An 18476-nucleotide genomic window follows, 5' to 3' on the forward strand; every position below is an offset into this window, starting at 1 on the left:
TATATATGGATAAATTCCGAGTAGACTTTTAATCAATTATCATGTCAAATCAACGCATAATTAAAAGTATATACACTGATGGAGCTTGCAAGGGAAATCCAGGTTCGGGTGGTTGGGGTGTGGTTGTTTACTTTAATGATGGTTCAATTCATGAAATGGGGGAAGCATCGGAATACACTACAAACAATCAAATGGAAATCCAAGCTGCGATCACAGCACTTCAATTATTCGCTCAATCCGGACAAGTTGAACCTATTACTCTGTATAGCGATAGTGAATACTTAATTAATAGTGTGACTAAATGGATACATGGATGGAAAAAAAAGGGTTGGAAAAAATCAGATGGCACTCCGGTGCAAAACCAAGAGCTACTGAAAATTATAGACAAGCTGAACACGGAGCTAGTCAAGTGGCAGCATGTACGTGGACATTCGGGTAATACAGGTAATGAAAGATGCGATGTTATTGCCCGTTCTTTTGCGAGTGGTAAAATTCCCCTTTTGCAACAGTTATCCCCCCAAGAGCTGCTAACTAATTGTCAAGAAACCTTAACCCAAATAACTCAAAGAGATGTAACAAAAGTATCTGATTATCCAACAAAATCAGCAAAAATTGCTCAAAATATGTTGGAAGGTAGAACTTGTTTATTGGAAGAAAGAACTATGGAACCATCTACAGGAATATCTGGGGTGACACAGGAAGAAAAACCCCCGGAAATGAGAATCTTACAAATCCGTAATCTCATGGAAACCCTAAAGATTGCGGACGAAATTGCCCAGAAAGGTTACTTAATCACGAGTTCCGAACTAGCAGATTTAATGGACGTTCATGCCAGTGCCGTGACAAGTCGCGGTGATCAATGGAGATGGCGTAACTGGATAGTGTCACGGGTCAGACGAGAAGGGAATCAGATTTTGTGGGAGTTGGAAAGGGGTGATCAAGTAGAAAAGGATGATAATTAATTAATACTAATCAATACTTTCTACCACGCCATTCTTTAGGAGTGCGAATTGCTGATAAAAAGATGCGTAGAACTGCTAGAGGGTCAGAGAAAGGGGAAAGCCAAAATAACCAACCACCATAAGCATTTGTTCGGTCATAGGAAGGAGAAATTGCCAGCAGTAGGGCAAAGCGGATGATCAATAAAAAGACATTTAATGCCAATAAAAGGGAAGCAGGGAGATAGGGGGATGGGGAAACTAGTAAGAATGCTAAAATCACCAATAGGGGTAGACCTTGAACACAGAACAATAACCACAAATCCCCCCAAACTTGACCAGGTGGGGAAGCATCTTTTAAATCCAAACTACGACCCCATTCTTTCCAGGTCTCCATGGCGCCCTCATACATTCGCACTTGAAAAACCCTAGCTCCATCTAAAAAACCCACTTTAAACCCCGCAGCAGCAATATTGCGAGCCAAGGTAACATCATCACAAAAGGAACTCCTGGCACTACTATAACCATTCATAGTGGCTAAAACTGAGCGCCGACATAGGAAACACTGCCCATTGGCCATTACTCTTTCAGGTAAGGATGGACGAGTACCAGCTGGATCAAATCTATATAACAGTGTTAATAAAAGGGAGGGTTGCAACCAACATTCACCAGGATATTTGAGGATAAATTGAGGAGACAGGGAAACCAAATCATAGCCTTCAGCTTCAGCAGTTCTAACTAGACTAGCTACTAGTCCCGCACGGGGTTGAATATCCGCATCCATTCCCAAAAACCACTTGCTCTCCTCACAGCTAAACAAAAAGCCATTATGTAAGGCCCAAGGACGACCTACCCAACCGGGAGGTAGGGGGTCATCTGTCATAACCCGAAATCGAGGATCTTTTTCTTGTGCTGCTCGAACTAAATCCGGAGTGCCATCCTCAGATTTGCTATCAACAACAATTATTTCCCTAACCTCGTAGCTTTGTTGACTCAAACCGGTTAGTAAAGGACCAATGCGTAGGGACTCATTTAAAGTTGGCACAATCACACTTACGCTGCCTAACATATCGGGTGTGGGTTGTTGTGGTTCTATGGGTGGGTGTCTTGTTGGTCCTTTCAGCAACCGTGAGATTAAAATTAGCACTGCTGGAACCTGAATCACTAGTAATATTAGAGGTAACTCTAGGGGAATACTGGTTTCTATAATCAAGATGTTTATACCGTTATTTCTATTAACTTTCTCTAATGAGATTTATGGCGCAGTGCTGAGTGAAAAACTTTTGTTCACCCAGCACCGGAGGATTATTTTAAAACAACATTAACATTATTAACATTGCTCATCACCGATTGATTTCCCGACTCTAGTCCTGCAGAAATGGATTTAATAGGTGCTTTTGACCATAGCAGTATGGCAGGTGCAGCTCCTAGGAATAGACCCAAAATTATGGGAATGGGGAACCCAGCAGCTAAACTCATAACCGTGGCAAAACCAAAGTTTGCTAAGTATACTATTAAGGCTACATTTAATTGGGATCTTTCCAAATTAATTGGGACATTTTTCCATAACAAGGCTGATACTGTCATAAACAGAGCACCAGTGCCAAACCAACCAGCAAAATTCTGATAAGGCATACCAAAAAAGGCACCTGGTTGGTGCCAATACCAAAATGGTAAGGAAGTCTGACTCATTGCTGGATCTAATACAAAATCCCAAGAGGTGAGCAATAAAGCTCCCAATGCGATCGCACCTACGTGACGTAGTAAAGTAGGTCTTCTATCCACATCGAAACCAGTACGTCCTAACAAGTATGACACAATTCCTACATAAAACCAAGATAAAGGAATAGTAAAAGGTACGAGACCTGCAATTTTATAACCCAAACCACTTAAATAGCTATAGTGACCAAAAGGAAAACCAGTACTGGTTCCCAATAACTCACTAGTCAAAGAAATAGATAACGATGGAATCAAGAAACATAAGGCTCTTGCCAAACCTAAGTTTCGGCAAGCATAGAGGAAAACACCTACAGCACCTAAAATCATGTAAGCCACACCACCACCAGCCATACTCCACTGCATGGCTGTTTGTCCTACTTCTGATAAATTTAGTACCTCCTCAAAAATTAACTCGGCATTGGGAATTACCAGCAGTATTCCCACGAGCCCGAATACCATAGAAACGATATGACCAATCAGGCATACGCGCTCAAAAATTACTAGTTGTCTCATGATTAGTCCCTGACCTTTCTTGAAAGATGACACTTGGTTATACTAATAATAGTTTACAAATCTTTAAGATCCTAACCTAACTAAATTTCTAGGGGTAGAAAGTTCATCAAAAAGTTAAAAGTTAGTTAATCTTATAGCATATACCGTAAAAATGGGAAGTATAAGTAAGTATAAACGTCCATGGAATCAAATAACCATCTCCTCCTACCAATATGTCAATATTGCAAAAAGTTCCTTGGTTGTCTCTAATTTTGGTGTTCCTTAGCTACATCGCCCTGGGTTGGCTAGCATCTGAAACTAACCCACCCTTATTTTTCTGGTTTATACTTGGGGTTGGACTATTGCTCTTGTTAAACAGCTTAACTACTCCACTGTCAGAAGTAGTCAGTTTTTACACTATATTGTTCGAATCAAATCTCAAGAGTTTTGCAGTGACAATTTTAGCGGCTTTTTTGTTTTTCCTAATGATTGCTTGGTTTAGAGTATTTCTGGATGCTTTACTAATTATTTCCTCAACCATACTAGCTAAGATAGACTTTCAGTCCCAGGGATTGAAGCCAGGCTTAACCTTTTGGTTGATCTCCCTATTTTCTTTTTCAGGCTTAGGATTAGGCGCTTTGTGGAAGAACTTGGTTTAACACCACCAGTCTTAACAATTGTACGGGGGCTTAATTTTTACCCATTTCCCCCGACCCACGAATAATTAGCTGGCTACAGCTTCCTCAGTAACACGGGGATAAACACTAACCTTTTTGCGGCTTTTGCCCTTTCTTTCAAAAGTGACCACACCATCAATTAAAGCAAACAAGGTATCATCATTGCCAATACCAACATTATTACCAGGATGGAACTTGGTGCCACGCTGGCGTACCAAGATGTTTCCTGCGCGTACAACCTGTCCACCAAAACGCTTAACACCGAGGCGCTGAGCATTAGAGTCACGACCATTTCGCGTACTTCCCGTACCTTTCTTATGAGCCATATTTTCCTCTCAAACTTATCAAATTAAAGTTAGACTAAACTTGTTATTCATCTTGCAAATCAAGACCTGGGTCTTCCGGTGGAAGGAGTTCAGGAGAAAGGGGAGAGTCTTGATGGGCAAGAGTTTCGCCATTAAGCTTAATAGAGTTAATCAAAAGCCTGGTAATTTCCTGACGGTGTCCACGTTTCTTGCGGGTTTTCTTCTTGGGTTTCATCTTGTAAACCAAGACCTTACGACCTCGAAAGTGCCGTAAAACAGTTCCTTCTACTGTTGCACCAGAGACTCTTGGTTGCCCTATAGACAATCCATTCTCATGTTGCACAAGTAACACTGCGTCTATGGTTATCTTTTCATCTGGTTGAGCGTGGAGTAGTTCAATATCGTAGAAACGACCTGCTTCTACTTTTAACTGTTTGCCACCGGTTTCAATAATTGCGTAAGTCATGGGATTGTCCTTAAATTTGCCGTACAGGTAGCTGGCATTGATCCATAAAGATCTTCTGTCTATAGCTGTAGTATGCTTTTTACCAGCCTTTGGTGTCTACCTGATCCGAGCGAGAATGAGAGAGACGATTGGCACTGATTCCACTTGACGTGGTTTTGGTATATACTTCCAAATTAGTGCATGGCCAAAGATTATAAACCGTTCCACCGTGTTTGTCAAGGCAAATAATTTGAACTTGCGCTTGACTTCCTCTAATGTAAGAAGCCAACTGCGTGCGGCAATTTTCTTGTGAACCAAAATACATTCCCTCATGATCATGAATACTAAGGATCCCTATCAAAGAATCACAACCTATTGGATTGGGTTGAAAAGCTGGATTATTAACACTCCCCACAGAGCTGTTTTAGCGGCTTATCGAGCTGCTTGGGAGATTAGAAATATTGAAATTCAACAGTTTAACGGGCAAAAAATTTCCCCTCAGTCCACAAACTATAGTGGTAATGTCATGGAATTTTGGCAAGAGAACCTGAATAGAAATTTAACTATCATTAAAATTCGACTGGCAGAATTTAATTTAGGCATGACTTTTACCCATAGATCTACTAATAGCAATGATCAATATATTTATGATGCTGAACTCTTAGAAAAACTTAAATTTATTGATGAAGTTATCGCCAGTTATACTCAGAAGCGTAATGATAGTAAATATGTGGAAATTGCACAACCATTAAGCAGGAGTGAGCAAGAAGTTCAATCCAATGATAGTCAACAAAAAGGAGTATTTCCGGGATCAATTGCCAGGACCTTGAGTAAAATTGCTAAGGACTTTACACCAACAGCAGAGAGTGATTTCATCAAGAACTATCGCATTTCTAGGAATAAAACTAGGATAGCGATGAGATTCTTGTTATTAATAATAATTATCCCATTAATAGTACAAAATTTTTCCAAAAACTTATTGTTTACACCCCTATTTAATCAATGGATGAGTCAAGATAATCAAAGAGTGTTTTTAAACCCAGAAATGGAGGAAAAAGCACTGAATGAACTAAAAACCTTCGAAAGAAAATTGCAGTTCCAAAATTTATTACATACGGTGCCCCCTTTATCTCCTGAAGAAATAGAATTAGAGGTAAAAGATAAAGCATTGGATCTGGCAAAGGAATTTCGTCGTGATAGTAGTCTAGCTATAGGTAATATATTTGCTGATGTCATGTCATTAATTTCCTTTGCCATTATTATTGGTTGGAGAAAAAAAGATATAGGGGTAGTTCAGTCATTGTTAGATAAAATAGCCTACGGGTTAAGTGATAGTGCCAAAGCTTTTCTAATTATTTTAATAACGGATATATTTGTAGGTTTCCACTCTCCCCATGGTTGGGAAATTATCTTAGAAAGTCTAGCAGAACACTTGGGATTACCAGCAAGTAGAAATGTCATATTCCTTTTCATTGCTACTTTCCCCGTAATTTTAAACACCATCTTCAAATATTGGATTTTCCGTTATTTGAGTCGGTTATCCCCCTCTGCATTAGCCACCTTAAAGGAAATGGATGAATAATAGACAAAATTTACAATTTCTGAAATAATTCTTTTGACAAAGTCTAAACACAGCTTATGATTAACATACGATTCGGTCTCAAAGTGCAAATTTTCTCCGGTCTGATCACCTTTCTATCAGTTCTCAGTATAAGTCAATATCAATTCCTACACGCAACCAATAAACCCTTACATACACAGCAAAGAATTGAGCAACATCAATCCCAGGATTCATCTGTCTTTTATTCGGTGATTGATGAATGGCAAAAATATAAATATAGTGTGAATGGAAAGTCTATTTTACGACCCATGAAATTACCAAATACAAAAGTCAATTTTAATGCCAATGATTTATTATTTGTACTGATAAATACCAGGAAATATTTTCAAGATCATTCTCAAAAGGATCCAAATATTTCTCGAAACGGATTATTATTAAGTCAGGGAGTTAAAGTAGAGAATGTGCTAAAAACCCTAGATTTTATGATTAGCACTTTACGGGAAGATGTGAAGAAAAACCGACCGTCTCGATTGCAAGATCCTAATTTTATTAATACCAATTTTCGGGTCATTAAATGGAACGCCTATCATCCTGATAAACCAGAACAAAAACAACTGAGAATTACAAAGTACGCAGTGTTTACTCATCCTGGTTCCCGTACCAAGACAAGTACATACAACATACCAATTTATAGCTTGAAAGACAATTTAGCCACCGATAAATTTTACACTAAATACACCAAGCAGGAGGTACTATCTGGAATTTATGAGCCAGGTGGAAAAGAATTTGGCAAAGTAGATACTTTGGCATATTTGACTCGTCAAGGACTAGAGGAAGCACTAATGCAGGGGACAATATTAATTAATTTTACCGATGGTTCTAAGGGATTTTTTAACGTAGACAGAAATAATGGCATATCCTACATAAGAGGAGTCAAGGACACACTACAAAAGCGTTATTGGTATTTCAGACCAGTTGATCAAATCAAAGGTTATGGATATAAAATAGACGCAAAAATTTCCATTAGACCGGGTGTCACTTTTGCTGGAGACGTGCTAAATATTGGTTTAGGAAGAGTGGTATTAATTGAATATAATCAGGGAAAAAATAAACGTCTACAAATGGGAGTTGTAGCAGACACTGGTGGAGCATTTCTACCCAATTTACATCAGTTGGATTACCTAGCGGGTATTTTTAAAAATCAAACTGAATTTAAGCAGTACATTGGACAATTACCAGAATATGCTAACGCCTATATTCTGGTGAAAAAGTGAAAAAAAGCAAAATTAATATAAATAATGCGGTTTATTCTTCTGGTGATTTAGCTGTTATTTCAACTGCTGTGACATCAATTGTACCTTCTGGTGTTAAACGGCTAAATCTACCATTTTTCACTGATAGTTGCTCACCACAATTGGGACATTGCAGTTGGATATTATTTAAACCAGTTGATTCGAATCCACAAACTGGACATTTATCAGTCACTAAATTCCCTTGCAACCACCAGCGAAATCCAAAAAATGCCACAAATGGTATAATCAGGAACAGAGTGAAAATAACTATTAAAGAGTTTACCAACCAACCTAAACCCAGAGATGCTAACAACCAGGTTACTGCTAATAAGGTCAACCAGGGGCGGAATCTATCAAGAGTTTGTTGTAAGTTATTAGAATTCATTCGTTTAATTTTTTATACTCTATTCCCATTCTACCATTTTTATAGCTCCAGCAACCTGAGGGGAGCCAAAACGCCTGCACTCACTTTTAGTAATTAACTCTGTTTATCGCGTTTTGGCACAAGCTATGTTTTAGAGAGTTTTTACAATCTCCCTTAGATTATCTATCTGTTCTTGACTGAACCCAGCTTGTTTAAGGTTAATTAAAAATTTAGATTGTCCATAACGAGAATCCAACTGTACTGCTTGGTCATAAGTTTGTCGTGCTTGTGTTTTCATCCCCTGTCCCCAATAAACCAATGCCAAAGCAACCCAAGGATGGGGATTATTGGGTTCTAAAATTGTGGCTTGTTTACCCCGTGCTACTGCTAAATCATACTTTTTTAGGCGTTGATAGGCGAGAGTTAGATTATAATAAGCAATTTCATTATCTACCTTTATTTCTTTTGCATGCTCATGAGTTTCCACAGCTTTGTTTAAATCTCCACTTACCAGATAAACTATTCCCAAAGCATTTAGTGCAGGAATATAATTAGCATCTTTCTCTAATACCTGCTCTAATACTTTCATAGCAGTTGCTTTTCTACCAGCAAGGTGTAAGGTCCAACCCAATAAAACCTGTCCAGAAAGATTTTCTGGTTCTAGAGAAGTGGCCCTTTCTAAAGAGATAATAGCATCTGCATACCGCCCTTGCTGACGGTATTTAAGTCCTGATTGTCGCAACTTAGCCGCAGTAGTTTTAGACTTGCTAGAACTAGTGAAAGTGGAGGAAGGTGTAAGAATAGGGGAACCGGAAGAATAGGCCATATTATTGGGTAATACATTTTTGCTGCATCCCATAGCAGTCAAACCTATCACACATACTATATTAGTAATAACAGTAATGTTTTTATTATTGATGTTACTAATACTTCTAATTTTGCCAACCATATTTGCCAGTCTCTAATTATTTGGGGATTGGGTGGGAACAGATTGTGGGTTTTGGGGACCAGGGTAGAGGACAACAGCATGGGGAACTGGACGCGGGGTGTAAGCCACCAGGGATTTCCCTTGATATGTCAGGGAGGTGCTAGCTCCCGAATCAAGCATCACCGCATCCCGAAATCCTAACCGATAGAGAATCTCACCCAAAGATACAGAATCCACAGGAGTTTTTGTCACACCAATTACCGGTATTCCTGCTACATTAATTCCCCAAAAAGCCCGGTGACGAGCAATATCATAGCCATATAAGTTGCCAAAATTAGCAGCGGGCTGAGGTGTATTATTTCTTACTAACCATGCCGCACCTACGAAGGCATCTGTTACACTTTTATTTTCTGGCGAAAATGCTTGGATTCCCTCTAAGCTATTGTGGCTTTCCGGAACAAAAGGTATAAAATTAACTGAGTGGGGATTAATTAGAACCAGGGGACGGTCTCGCAATTTCAAGTTTTCACTGGCATTACCAGGAATAAAACCACGATTGCCACTCAAAACTGGTCCAATCATCGTGTTAGAGTCTAGGTATTTTAACGAAAAGAAACCTCCATCAACTGCAGCAATTGCTTGTGTGTCTTTTAACATATCTGGTAATTGATAACGGCTATCGGCATGAAATGTACCTGGAACACCTCCGCCAATAAGAATTAATTCTGTATTATTTACCTTGTATTCTCGTTTTTCAATGTCAACATTAAAGTTGAAATTTGTAGGATCCACCGGTGCTGGATATCCACCCCAAGCTAGGGTAGCTATTTCTCTAAGACGGGACTGTCCAAACCTACCTATAGTAAATAAATCCGGGGAATCACCAACAAATTTTTCATCTGCATCATCCATGGAAAAGGCCATTTGATAGCCAGCAGCAATTACCCGCGCCCTAACTCTTTCATCTAATTTCCCCTCAGGATAGGTAAAATAATTGATGGGAATACCTAAACGCTCCTGTAAAATCCGCTTTGAATCTATCACTTCCGATGAAAGTTCCTCCTCCGAAAGTTGTCGCAAATCCCGAGGATGGTTGACAGAATGGGAAGCAATGGTTACTAAGGGACTGGCTGCCATTTCCCTTAACTGTTCCCAGGTTAGACTAGATCTTGCAGTCTTACCCTCCATTTTTTTTACATAGACGGAAAAAACAGCGGGGAAATTGTATTTTTTTAAAAGAGGATAAACATATTCATAATGTCCCCCATAACCATCATCAAAGGATAGCAATACCGGTTTGGCGGGGAGAGGGACACCAGTTCGCAAATGGGCCAACAACCAATTTGGGCTAATGGGAGTAACCCCCTCCTGTTGCAAAAGTTGAAAGTGCGCTTCTAATTCCTCCGGGGTAACATCAAAAAACACTTGTTTTTGTGGTAGGATGTCATGGTACATGAAAATAGGAACTCTAGCAAGTCTGGCTTGGCGGTTCAATTCGGGGAAGGGGGTAACTAACTGTAGTTTAGGAGGAGGTGTATTTTGCTCTTGGGTATTGTCAGTCCTAGTGATAATATGGTTGAGAAATTGAAACCACTCAGGCGACTTTTTCTCCGGAACGGTTGCTTCCGATTTTGGGAATGAGGTTTCTAAAATCTTTTCTCCAGGAACCCAGTTAGGACATTGGGGAGGTGAGGGAGCCTGCGTATTTTCCTCTGGGGATGTTGATATAGCATTAGATGGTGGTGATTCACAGTACTTTTGTAAGCTGAGGAAACCTTGACTTAAAAGATATTCAGGGGATTGGGTAGTGAAAACTACAGGTGTAGGTGTGGATTTAGCCTTTTGGAATGATTTTGATCTCTGATACCAAGAAAATGAAAGGACCGCAATTACCACAGGTAGGCCTGTGACGAGGAAAAGCGTTAAGTGGGGGAGTTTAGGCAACCGAGAAGTCATGGGCAATCAATTTTTGAGACTCAGATATATCATATCTATATCCCTGGCTTAGTGGCTATAGATCCGGTTACCATGAGGTTAGAATGGTTCGATCCAATCAACAGGTGCTTTAATGGCTCCCGGCGATCGCCTTCTGGAACTACTGTAGTTCCGTTAACATTAACTATCGTGCGACTTTACCGGATAGCTATACCTCTTATGTTGTATGTAAAAAGACAAAAGAACCAGGGAATTAATTCCCTGGCTCAAGGCTGAAGTCGGATAAAAAACGACTAATTTTGTCATGTAGCATTGCTACTAAGGTCTGGGTAAAACAGGTAATTCATTAACTCACTTGTGAACTTCGTTCCCTGTGCAACTTAAACCTAACCTAACCAAAAGAGAAAACCGTGTCATTAAAGTCATAATCGCTAACCCCCACACCAGCGGGTAAATCTTCAAATCCAAACACATTGTTACCAAAACTCTTGATGTGAGCTGCACCATCTGGGTTAGCTGAACCAAAACTAAAGTAAGCAACGGGTAAGGTAGTGTAATTTTGAGCGGTAGCTGGACTATTGTCGGGATTGACCTGAAAGAAAGCATTAACTGCATCCTGCACGTTACCAGAGAAATTACCACCATGAGCGATGACAAAGGGAGCATAGATTCTACCCTCGCTCACGATTACATCTCCGTTTATACCATCTCCCAAACCTCCAGCTCGAACTACAAAGTTGGGTACTACTCTACTTAATGCCGCTTTAGCATAAGCTGATTTGTCCTCTGGTAAAACACCATTAACCGATCCTGTAAGAGCATTATCCACTTCATAAAGCCCAAACAGGTTAGTAAAGGCTGCCTCCGTTTTACTGAGAGCTTGTTGTAAAGCCAGCTTTGCCTGAACTTTGTCGTAATCCGTAAGGAAATTGAAGGAGATATCATTAACAATGTCCGATAGGGAACCAGCTTCATCGGGAATTAAAGAATCTTCGGGATCAAGTATTTCCACTGGATATGTAATGATGTCTGTTCCAGTGATAGTCACGTTGACATTGGCTGTTGTTGCTAAACCCTGTTCATCAACAATAGTATAGCTGAAAACATCATCTCCTATGTAAGTTGCGTCTAACAGGGTATATATTAACTCATTATCCCTGATTTCTACACGACCATAGTTCCCATCTGTCTTGTTAATAATGGTTAGAGGGTCATCCAGATCTGGATCAGTATCATTGTCAAGTGGGTTAAGAGTACCAAAACTACTACCTGGAATGATAGCTAACAAATCGTCAATAGCAATAGGAGCCTCATTAACATTGGTAACAATAATGGAAATATCCTGAATTGACTTGTTCTTTTGCTCATCCTTTGCTACAACCTGTAATTTATAAAGGTTGTTTTTGTCTTTATTCAGAGGTTCTTCAAAGTCTGGAGCAGTATTAAAGGTTAATTCACCGGTAGGACTAATCGAGAACAAACTAGCATCAACTCCAGCTAAACTAAGAGTGATGGGGTCGTTTTCAGGATCTTCAACCGTTAGATTACTTACTAGGGTTGTACTCTCAGGAACAAAGAAAGAGAAGCTCACAACAGGAGGTTCATTAACATCAGTGACGCTAATGGTGAGATCTTGAGTGACTTCTAGTCCACCATTGTCAGTTGCAGTAATAGAGAGTTCTACACTACCAGCTTCATAATCCAGACTTTCACCAGCTTTGAGTTTAAGGGTCTGATTACCATCAAAATCAACAATTTCAAATCGGGTATCATTATTAACTTTTAAGGTATGACCATCATTCCCATCAGGATCACTGATTGTTAAAGTACCAATAATAGCCCCAGGGTCATTCTCTATTACTGTTATCTGATTTAATTCAATAGCAACAGGCGCTTCATTAACATCGGTCACAGTGATAGTGAAATCCTGGGTAATTTCTAATCCACCATTGTCGATGGCAGTAATAGTTAGTACTATATTACTAGCCTCTTCATAATTCAGGCTTTCACCTTCCCTAAGTTTGAGGATGTTGTTACCGTCAACAGTAATAACCTCAAAACGACCATCATTCACTGTGAAGGAATGGCTATCACCCGGATCATCAGTAACTGTTAAATTACCAATAAAAGCTCCAGGGTCATTTTCTGCTACTATTCCCCTCAATTCAATAGCAATAGGTGGATTATTATCAGTACCGCTATCCGTAGCAATTCCCAACTGTCCTGGGTCAACTATAATACCGTTAGCCAGTCTATCCCCATCCCATTTATCTCCATCTGTTAGGTTTACAGTTAAGTAGACCTCTCCAAAATCCCGGACACCATCCCCATCAACATCGTTAAAAATGTAGTCGTAATTAAAATCATCATAAAGCTCGAACTGCTGAGATTCATAGTTGAACTTAACGTAGCGCGCAAGGTCAAGATCTTCAGGTAATTGATTAATAACATTCTGGGACAGATAGAGAACAAAGGTGGTTGTACCCCCAAGTTGAACTCCGCTAATAGTTATAGCTAATGGATCTCCAATAGGGGAAATCAAATCAGGGGGAATTTCCGCTTCAACTACTGTTCCATCTGCTAGAACAACTTGCAGCTTTTTAACACCCTCTTCCTCTACTACTGGAACAATGTAAATACTTTGAATGCTTGTACCAGGCTCAGTTTTGACAGCAGCATAGTTAGCAGCACCAGCATTTGCGCCCTGGTCAAATATATCTCGAGTGCCAATGGGTAATACCGCAATGTTGGGGTCATTAAAACTTTCTCCTTCACCCAGTATGCCAACTGTTTGACTAATTTCCAGAATACTGACTCCGTCAATCTCTAATGTTTGTGCAGCATCAATAACTTCTGATTTCAGTCCCTTGGGTTGGGTTGGGTCAAATGCATTACTGGTGTTTGGTGGTAAGATCCCATCGGGAATAGTTAGGGTTTGAAAGGTTGTAAAACCACCGGTTTCACCACCATCAGTGCGGGTGAAAATGGCTGTGAATAGGTTAGAACCTGATGCAAAGAAATTATAGTCATTTGGCTTGAGAACATAAGACCAGGACAATCCATCAACTTGAGCAACTCGAGTTTGACCCCCAAATAAAATAGTAACTGTTGTACCAGTTTCACTAACAGTACCCGTTAGAGTTACCCCAGCTTCTTTCTCACTGATATCCAGGTTGTTGTCTCCGGTAATACTATCAAAAGTGCCGGATACTGGTACTAGAGAAATACTAACATTATTTGAGTAAATTACTTTCTCAAATCCACCTGCAATGTAAGTAACCTCTACTCGAAGTTGGTTGTTGTTATCATCTTCTGTGGCTATGTAGTTTTGTTCAGTAGCATCAGGAATGTTAGTCCAGACCCCTTCAATTAATCGTTGCCATTGATAGGTTATACCCGTGGGAGGACCATCGGGATCGTCAAAGGGTATGGCTGCAATTAGTGTTGCACCAACAGTAAAACCAGCACCTTCAGTAGTTATAGGGGGCAACTGACCAAGACCTTCATTGATATTAATGATACTCAATGTGATTGTTTCATTATCCTGTAAACCTCCACCATCTGTGACGATAATGCCCAGATCAAAACTGCTGGGGGAGGTTTCAAAGTCGTTGGCCGCTGCCAAACCTGCTTCTGTCAAGGTGATTTCTCCACTACTATTGATAGTGAAAAATCCATCATCATTACCGCTGGAAATAAAGTATTGGGTGACACCTACATTATCCGTGTTAGGAAGATTATCAGTTGCTGATACTGTTCCTAACACAGAACCCAGGTCTTGGTTTTCTTCGTAGGAGAGGACTTGATCCATTGTTATAACAGGATCAATACCATCAAAAACGTTGCTAAAATTATTACTGAAGGTATTGCCCGCAATGTTGATACTGTTTGTAGTATCGGTTGCACCTAAAACAACACCATAATCATTATTACTGAAAGTATTTCCACTAATGTTAATATCACCTGTAATCTCATTGGTATCCCTGAGATTTACTCCCACCTGCCAACTGTTGATAGTGTTGTCTTCAATAGTAAGGTCACCAATATAAGTGCCATAGTCAGCAAAAGTTGGTATTAAATCAATCCCATAATAACTAGCTTCTAGTGGATCTCCATCCTGTCCCAAAAGTTGGTTACCTCTGATTAGAGTTTCTCCGGGTAAACTGCCATACAGACTCAAACCAGTACTTATATCAACACCACCATTTATGTTCTTGGGTGTTAGAGTGTTGTTCTCAACTGTTACTCCGTTGAAGTTGCCTCGCACTTCTAGGGAAGATTTATGGTCAGTAATAAATTTTAGTTGAGCTAGATCCATTGTGATGTTATTGTCACGGATCACCAAATTGCTACCGGAAGGACCACCCAATCGAGCAGTTGCCATGACAGCGGGAATCAGACCTGACTTGCCATTATCAGGAGCTTCACTATAGGCGTTAATAAAGTTGTTATCAGGGAAAGTGTTGCCTTCTATAGTGATATTATCAAAAGCAAACGGACTATCTGTCTCACCAAACAGCTGAATACCGCCGCTGTTGTACTCACCTTCGTTATTTTTGATGAGGACTTGATCGTTATCTCCTTTCAGTTCCAACCAGTAGTTACGACCAAAGAATCCATCTCCATAACCACCATAGCCATATCCATAACCACCATAGCCATATCCAGATCCACTAAAAAATTCCCCAAAACCATCAAAATCAGCACCTCCAGTATGTAGTCCGTGGTAGAACTTATTACCCTCTATGGTAACATTAGTCAGAGATGCTAGGTAAAGATGGGCAGCTCGGGGACGCCAGAAGGTATTATTATCAATGTTTGAATCTTGTAGACCAGCCAGGTATATAGAACCACCTGTACCACCACCGCCCAATAAACCGCCTATGTAGTTGCCAGCAATTTGCCAACCTGTCACTACTCCAGTTGGGTTGTTAATGCTCGCATCTCCAAAACTAGGGCTATTGTTAGCAGTATAACCAGTGAGGTAGTTGTTAAGCAGTTTAAAGTTATCTGGGGTATCATTCCACTGCAGAGGACCATTTTCATTTCTGAGTCGGAAACCATCAATAGTAACATTGTCTTCTGTTACGGTAATAGTCCCTTTAATCCAGGCTTCTTGAGTATTACCAAAAGCGTTATCGATAGTTCCGTTATCATCTTGATATCGACGAAAATTTTCATTAGCTGTTGGCAATCCTCCAACTCCTAATGCTGCATTAATATCCGGATCCAGAGGCTTAACCCCTAATCGGTTTTCAAAGCCATCTATTCCCTCAAAAGTACCATAAGGTCCTATTAGGGTCACGGATTTATTAATGGTCAGATCTTCTTGATAAATCCCGGGCCTTACCACAATTATATCATCGTTATTAGCAGCATTAATGGCTGCTTGAATTGTGGTGTAGGTTTGACCCGCTCCAACTCCTAAAATTGCCATGTAATTTCTCCTGTTAAAAGGTAAAACCGAATTGAATTGCTGTCCTTTCTCCCAAAAGGTGAAGAGGTTAATTTGTTTAGGAGTGCCAGCTTGTTTATGTTAATACGGTCAGATTAATGAAAATTCCGCCACATTTTCTAAATTTTGCCTAATCATCAAAGGCACTGCGTAACTGTTGTAGCATTTTGCTAATGGTAAGGAATTCAGTATTTTCAGATAGTGCAATCACTGTATCATCACTGCTAGTATCAAGGATTTGGTTAAATACTACTATAGCCCTACCCAATTGCACAGGTTCAATTGTTACATCTTTTACTGGACCGTGTTTTACTTCCGATTTGGTTGTGGTAGTTACCGGATCCTTAGTAATGCCACTAGCAACCAAGGTGATAGACTGGTCTGGTTTCATAGCCTGGTTTGTTCCAGTTACCATTAGACCTGATAAACTATTAATCAAAGACGCAACTTGACCAAAGTTAGCTCCTGTCAGAGCTATGCTAGTACCAGTTTGTATCTGGGTTATCCCTAACCCAGCGGAAGTTGCAGTAGCAATAAACCCAGCAGCATTAGCGACCCGTTCGGAGGTGCCAGTCAAAACCAAGTCCAGATTCTGGCTATTGGCAATTCTCAAAGTCGCAGTGGTGGAAACCTCTTTATTATCTGCATTCTGATTTATGGGAGCAATACGAAGTGCAGTAGCATTGATGGTCATCTCCGCTCCTCGCCCCGATACCACTTGAGTAGCAATAGTTTGACCTGCTTGCAATGGTGTTACTGGTAATGTAACTTCTCCAGTTGGGGATGATAGTATACCCCTAGGAAGATCCTTGGGAACAGATTCGGTTGCAGTTGCTAAGGAAGGTAAAGTGAAAGCTGCACTGGGGGTGATTGTAATTTGACTGACTGGACTGGTTAGGGTTACGGGTGGTGTGGATACATTTGATATAATAGTACCTGCTACAGTAGGCGCTATTATCTGTAGTTCTGTTAGAGTTTGAGTCGCAGTCTGGTTTAGCACCATTTGACTCCCAGGGTTAACTACCGGTACTATAGGTGTTGTTTTCTCTGAAGAAACCTCCGTAGATGGTGCGGATGGGGTAGATGTAGCTACTGATGGTATGGATGTTGGTACTGTTGGTGTAAACGTTGGTGCTGATGGTATGGATGTTGGTAATGTTGGTGTAAACGTTGGTGCTGATGGTGTGGATATTGGTACTGTTGGCAAAACAGGTGAAATATTACTTGTTCCCAAAGAACTTGGCAGAGTAACACCACTTACCGCTCCTACGGGGACTGAACCAGCAAGCGTTTGCGTAATTGGATAAAAGCTGAAAGCACATCCTAAACCAGAAAGAGTTGTCAGTATAAGTACATATTTCATATCACTATCTCCTTACTAAATGTATCATTATGATTTTTATCAGCTAAGGGGTAAAATCAAAACCATAGCCAATACTAAAACTCAATACAGATCCAGCTTCTGTATTGTTTAGTACATCTCCATAAACTACACTTAAGGTAAGAGGTAAGGTCCGCATAGGTAGGTAGGATGCGGCAAGATTTAGTCCTCGTCCACTCCAAGCGGTGCTGACTCCAATATTTGGGTGTACCTGAATACCAGCTCCAGCAATCAGTCCCACACCAGCATTGGAAAACAGAGGGGCCCCACCCACACCTAGGGACAGGTTTATGGGTAAGGGATTTGCTGGATTAGTTTTTAAAAAGTGATAGGCACTGACTATTCCATAAACACTTGATGATGTATGTGCAGTATCACTACCATATTTAGCAAAGTTATTCCAGCCCACAGCCCCGGCGATATAGGTGCTGGGAGTCGAGTAAATGCTGCGGTGTATCTTAGCATTAAAAGACCCATTGGTAGCAAATCGCCTCATGCTCAGGTTGTTATAGTTCAACTCTAAACCAAATATATCTGTAGCATTGCCAAGACCAAGACTAGTTGAAATACCACCATCTATTACCGGTCTAACCCTGTCCGCAGTTGCACCCGCAATGGCCACATAAAAATCTCCCCAATTCGCGCCAAAAGCTGAGGGAATGCCAGCAGATGTACCAGGCGCATAAACTCGTTTTCCATTTACCATCCGCATCAGTCTTACTCTCATTTTCTGGCGCAGCTTAGTGGGATCAACTTCTTTTGGTTGAGATTTTTGTTCCGATAAATCCGATAAAATGGTTGTTGGTTTTGCCTGAGCTTGTAGGGGAAAAATAACTGAGGAAATAAAAGTATCTAATACTAAATTCACAGCTCCTATATTTAACAGAACAATTGTGGAAAAAATCGAGCTGGTTAAACGCATTAGACACCGCATCTTGCAGATCCTTTTTCTTCGATTTAGGCCATCATCCCCGGAAGTGACTA

The 18476-nt window shown here is 40.3% G+C and carries 14 protein-coding genes; 4 read left to right on the plus strand and 10 right to left on the minus strand.

What is annotated here, in order from left to right; all coding sequences use genetic code 11:
• Positions 1–41 precede the first annotated feature (41 nt).
• The gene (rnhA, locus tag IAR63_RS09960; RefSeq protein WP_187705166.1) at positions 42–962 is read left to right on the plus strand and encodes a ribonuclease HI; all 921 of its coding nucleotides are present in this window, start codon (positions 42–44) and stop codon (positions 960–962) included.
• Between the two features lie 10 nt (positions 963–972).
• Here rnhA and cruG read toward each other — a convergent pair whose 3' ends face one another.
• Positions 973–2151, minus strand: coding sequence for a 2'-O-glycosyltransferase CruG (cruG, locus tag IAR63_RS09965; RefSeq protein ID WP_187705167.1), 1179 nt, complete (start codon positions 2149–2151; stop codon positions 973–975).
• Between the two features lie 92 nt (positions 2152–2243).
• Positions 2244–3170, minus strand: a complete 927-nt coding sequence (gene cruF / locus IAR63_RS09970; protein ID WP_187705168.1) for a gamma-carotene 1'-hydroxylase CruF — start codon at positions 3168–3170, stop codon at positions 2244–2246.
• 212 nt (positions 3171–3382) lie between these two features.
• On the opposite strand from cruF, the gene IAR63_RS09975 reads away from it, so the two are divergent.
• Positions 3383–3808, plus strand: a complete 426-nt coding sequence (locus IAR63_RS09975; RefSeq protein ID WP_187705169.1) for a hypothetical protein — start codon at positions 3383–3385, stop codon at positions 3806–3808.
• Between the two features lie 65 nt (positions 3809–3873).
• On the opposite strand, the gene rpmA is transcribed toward IAR63_RS09975, so the two are convergent.
• Complete coding sequence (rpmA, locus tag IAR63_RS09980) at positions 3874–4152, minus strand: 50S ribosomal protein L27 (RefSeq protein WP_006278434.1); 279 nt, start codon at positions 4150–4152, stop codon at positions 3874–3876.
• 43 nt (positions 4153–4195) lie between these two features.
• The gene (gene rplU / locus IAR63_RS09985; protein ID WP_187705170.1) at positions 4196–4597 is read right to left on the minus strand and encodes a 50S ribosomal protein L21; all 402 of its coding nucleotides are present in this window, start codon (positions 4595–4597) and stop codon (positions 4196–4198) included.
• Positions 4598–4913: 316 nt separating this feature from the next.
• On the opposite strand from rplU, the gene IAR63_RS09990 reads away from it, so the two are divergent.
• Both IAR63_RS09990 and IAR63_RS09995 read left to right on the plus strand, forming a co-directional pair.
• A complete protein-coding gene (locus tag IAR63_RS09990) occupies positions 4914–6158 on the plus strand; it encodes a proton extrusion protein PcxA (protein WP_187705171.1) in 1245 nt (414 codons plus the stop codon).
• A 65-nt stretch (positions 6159–6223) separates the two neighbouring features.
• Positions 6224–7411, plus strand: a complete 1188-nt coding sequence (locus tag IAR63_RS09995) for a hypothetical protein (protein ID WP_187707434.1) — start codon at positions 6224–6226, stop codon at positions 7409–7411.
• A 31-nt stretch (positions 7412–7442) separates the two neighbouring features.
• Here the strand turns inward: IAR63_RS09995 and IAR63_RS10000 are convergent, their stop codons facing one another.
• From IAR63_RS10000 to IAR63_RS10025, 6 genes are all read right to left on the minus strand, one after another.
• Positions 7443–7814, minus strand: a complete 372-nt coding sequence (locus IAR63_RS10000) for a hypothetical protein (protein WP_187705172.1) — start codon at positions 7812–7814, stop codon at positions 7443–7445.
• Positions 7815–7944: 130 nt separating this feature from the next.
• Entirely contained in the window at positions 7945–8742 is a 798-nt protein-coding gene (locus IAR63_RS10005) for a tetratricopeptide repeat protein (protein ID WP_235678222.1), read from the minus strand.
• A 12-nt stretch (positions 8743–8754) separates the two neighbouring features.
• Positions 8755–10617 (minus strand): polysaccharide deacetylase family protein, encoded by a 1863-nt coding sequence (locus IAR63_RS10010; RefSeq protein ID WP_235678224.1) that lies wholly within the window; start codon positions 10615–10617, stop codon positions 8755–8757.
• A 430-nt stretch (positions 10618–11047) separates the two neighbouring features.
• Positions 11048–16093 carry an Ig-like domain-containing protein gene (locus tag IAR63_RS18235; protein WP_223007652.1) on the minus strand — a complete coding sequence of 1682 codons (5046 nt, stop codon included), beginning with the start codon at positions 16091–16093 and terminating at the stop codon, positions 11048–11050.
• A gap of 148 nt (positions 16094–16241) precedes the next feature.
• Positions 16242–17474, minus strand: coding sequence for a hypothetical protein (locus IAR63_RS10020; RefSeq protein WP_187705174.1), 1233 nt, complete (start codon positions 17472–17474; stop codon positions 16242–16244).
• A 43-nt stretch (positions 17475–17517) separates the two neighbouring features.
• On the minus strand, positions 17518–18426 hold the full coding sequence (locus tag IAR63_RS10025) for a hypothetical protein (protein WP_235678225.1): 909 nt from the start codon (positions 18424–18426) through the stop codon (positions 17518–17520).
• Positions 18427–18476: the final 50 nt, after the last annotated feature.

It is taken from the genome of Cylindrospermopsis curvispora GIHE-G1, assembly GCF_014489415.1.
Classification (GTDB): Bacteria; Cyanobacteriota; Cyanobacteriia; order Cyanobacteriales; family Nostocaceae; genus Raphidiopsis; species Raphidiopsis curvispora_A.

Bases quoted from the DNA above. Each gene is read 5' to 3' on its own strand.
- IAR63_RS10000 (WP_187705172.1), bottom strand. From the start codon at position 7,814: ATGAATTCTAATAACTTACAACAAACTCTTGATAGATTCCGCCCCTGG.
- IAR63_RS10025 (WP_235678225.1), bottom strand. From the start codon at position 18,426: ATGCGGTGTCTAATGCGTTTAACCAGCTCGATTTTTTCCACAATTGTT.
- IAR63_RS09975 (WP_187705169.1), top strand. From the start codon at position 3,383: ATGTCAATATTGCAAAAAGTTCCTTGGTTGTCTCTAATTTTGGTGTTC.
- IAR63_RS10020 (WP_187705174.1), bottom strand. From the start codon at position 17,474: ATGAAATATGTACTTATACTGACAACTCTTTCTGGTTTAGGATGTGCT.
- IAR63_RS18235 (WP_223007652.1), bottom strand. From the start codon at position 16,093: ATGGCAATTTTAGGAGTTGGAGCGGGTCAAACCTACACCACAATTCAA.
- IAR63_RS09990 (WP_187705171.1), top strand. From the start codon at position 4,914: ATGAATACTAAGGATCCCTATCAAAGAATCACAACCTATTGGATTGGG.
- rpmA (WP_006278434.1), bottom strand. From the start codon at position 4,152: ATGGCTCATAAGAAAGGTACGGGAAGTACGCGAAATGGTCGTGACTCT.
- IAR63_RS10005 (WP_235678222.1), bottom strand. From the start codon at position 8,742: ATGGTTGGCAAAATTAGAAGTATTAGTAACATCAATAATAAAAACATT.
- rnhA (WP_187705166.1), top strand. From the start codon at position 42: ATGTCAAATCAACGCATAATTAAAAGTATATACACTGATGGAGCTTGC.
- cruF (WP_187705168.1), bottom strand. From the start codon at position 3,170: ATGAGACAACTAGTAATTTTTGAGCGCGTATGCCTGATTGGTCATATC.
- rplU (WP_187705170.1), bottom strand. From the start codon at position 4,597: ATGACTTACGCAATTATTGAAACCGGTGGCAAACAGTTAAAAGTAGAA.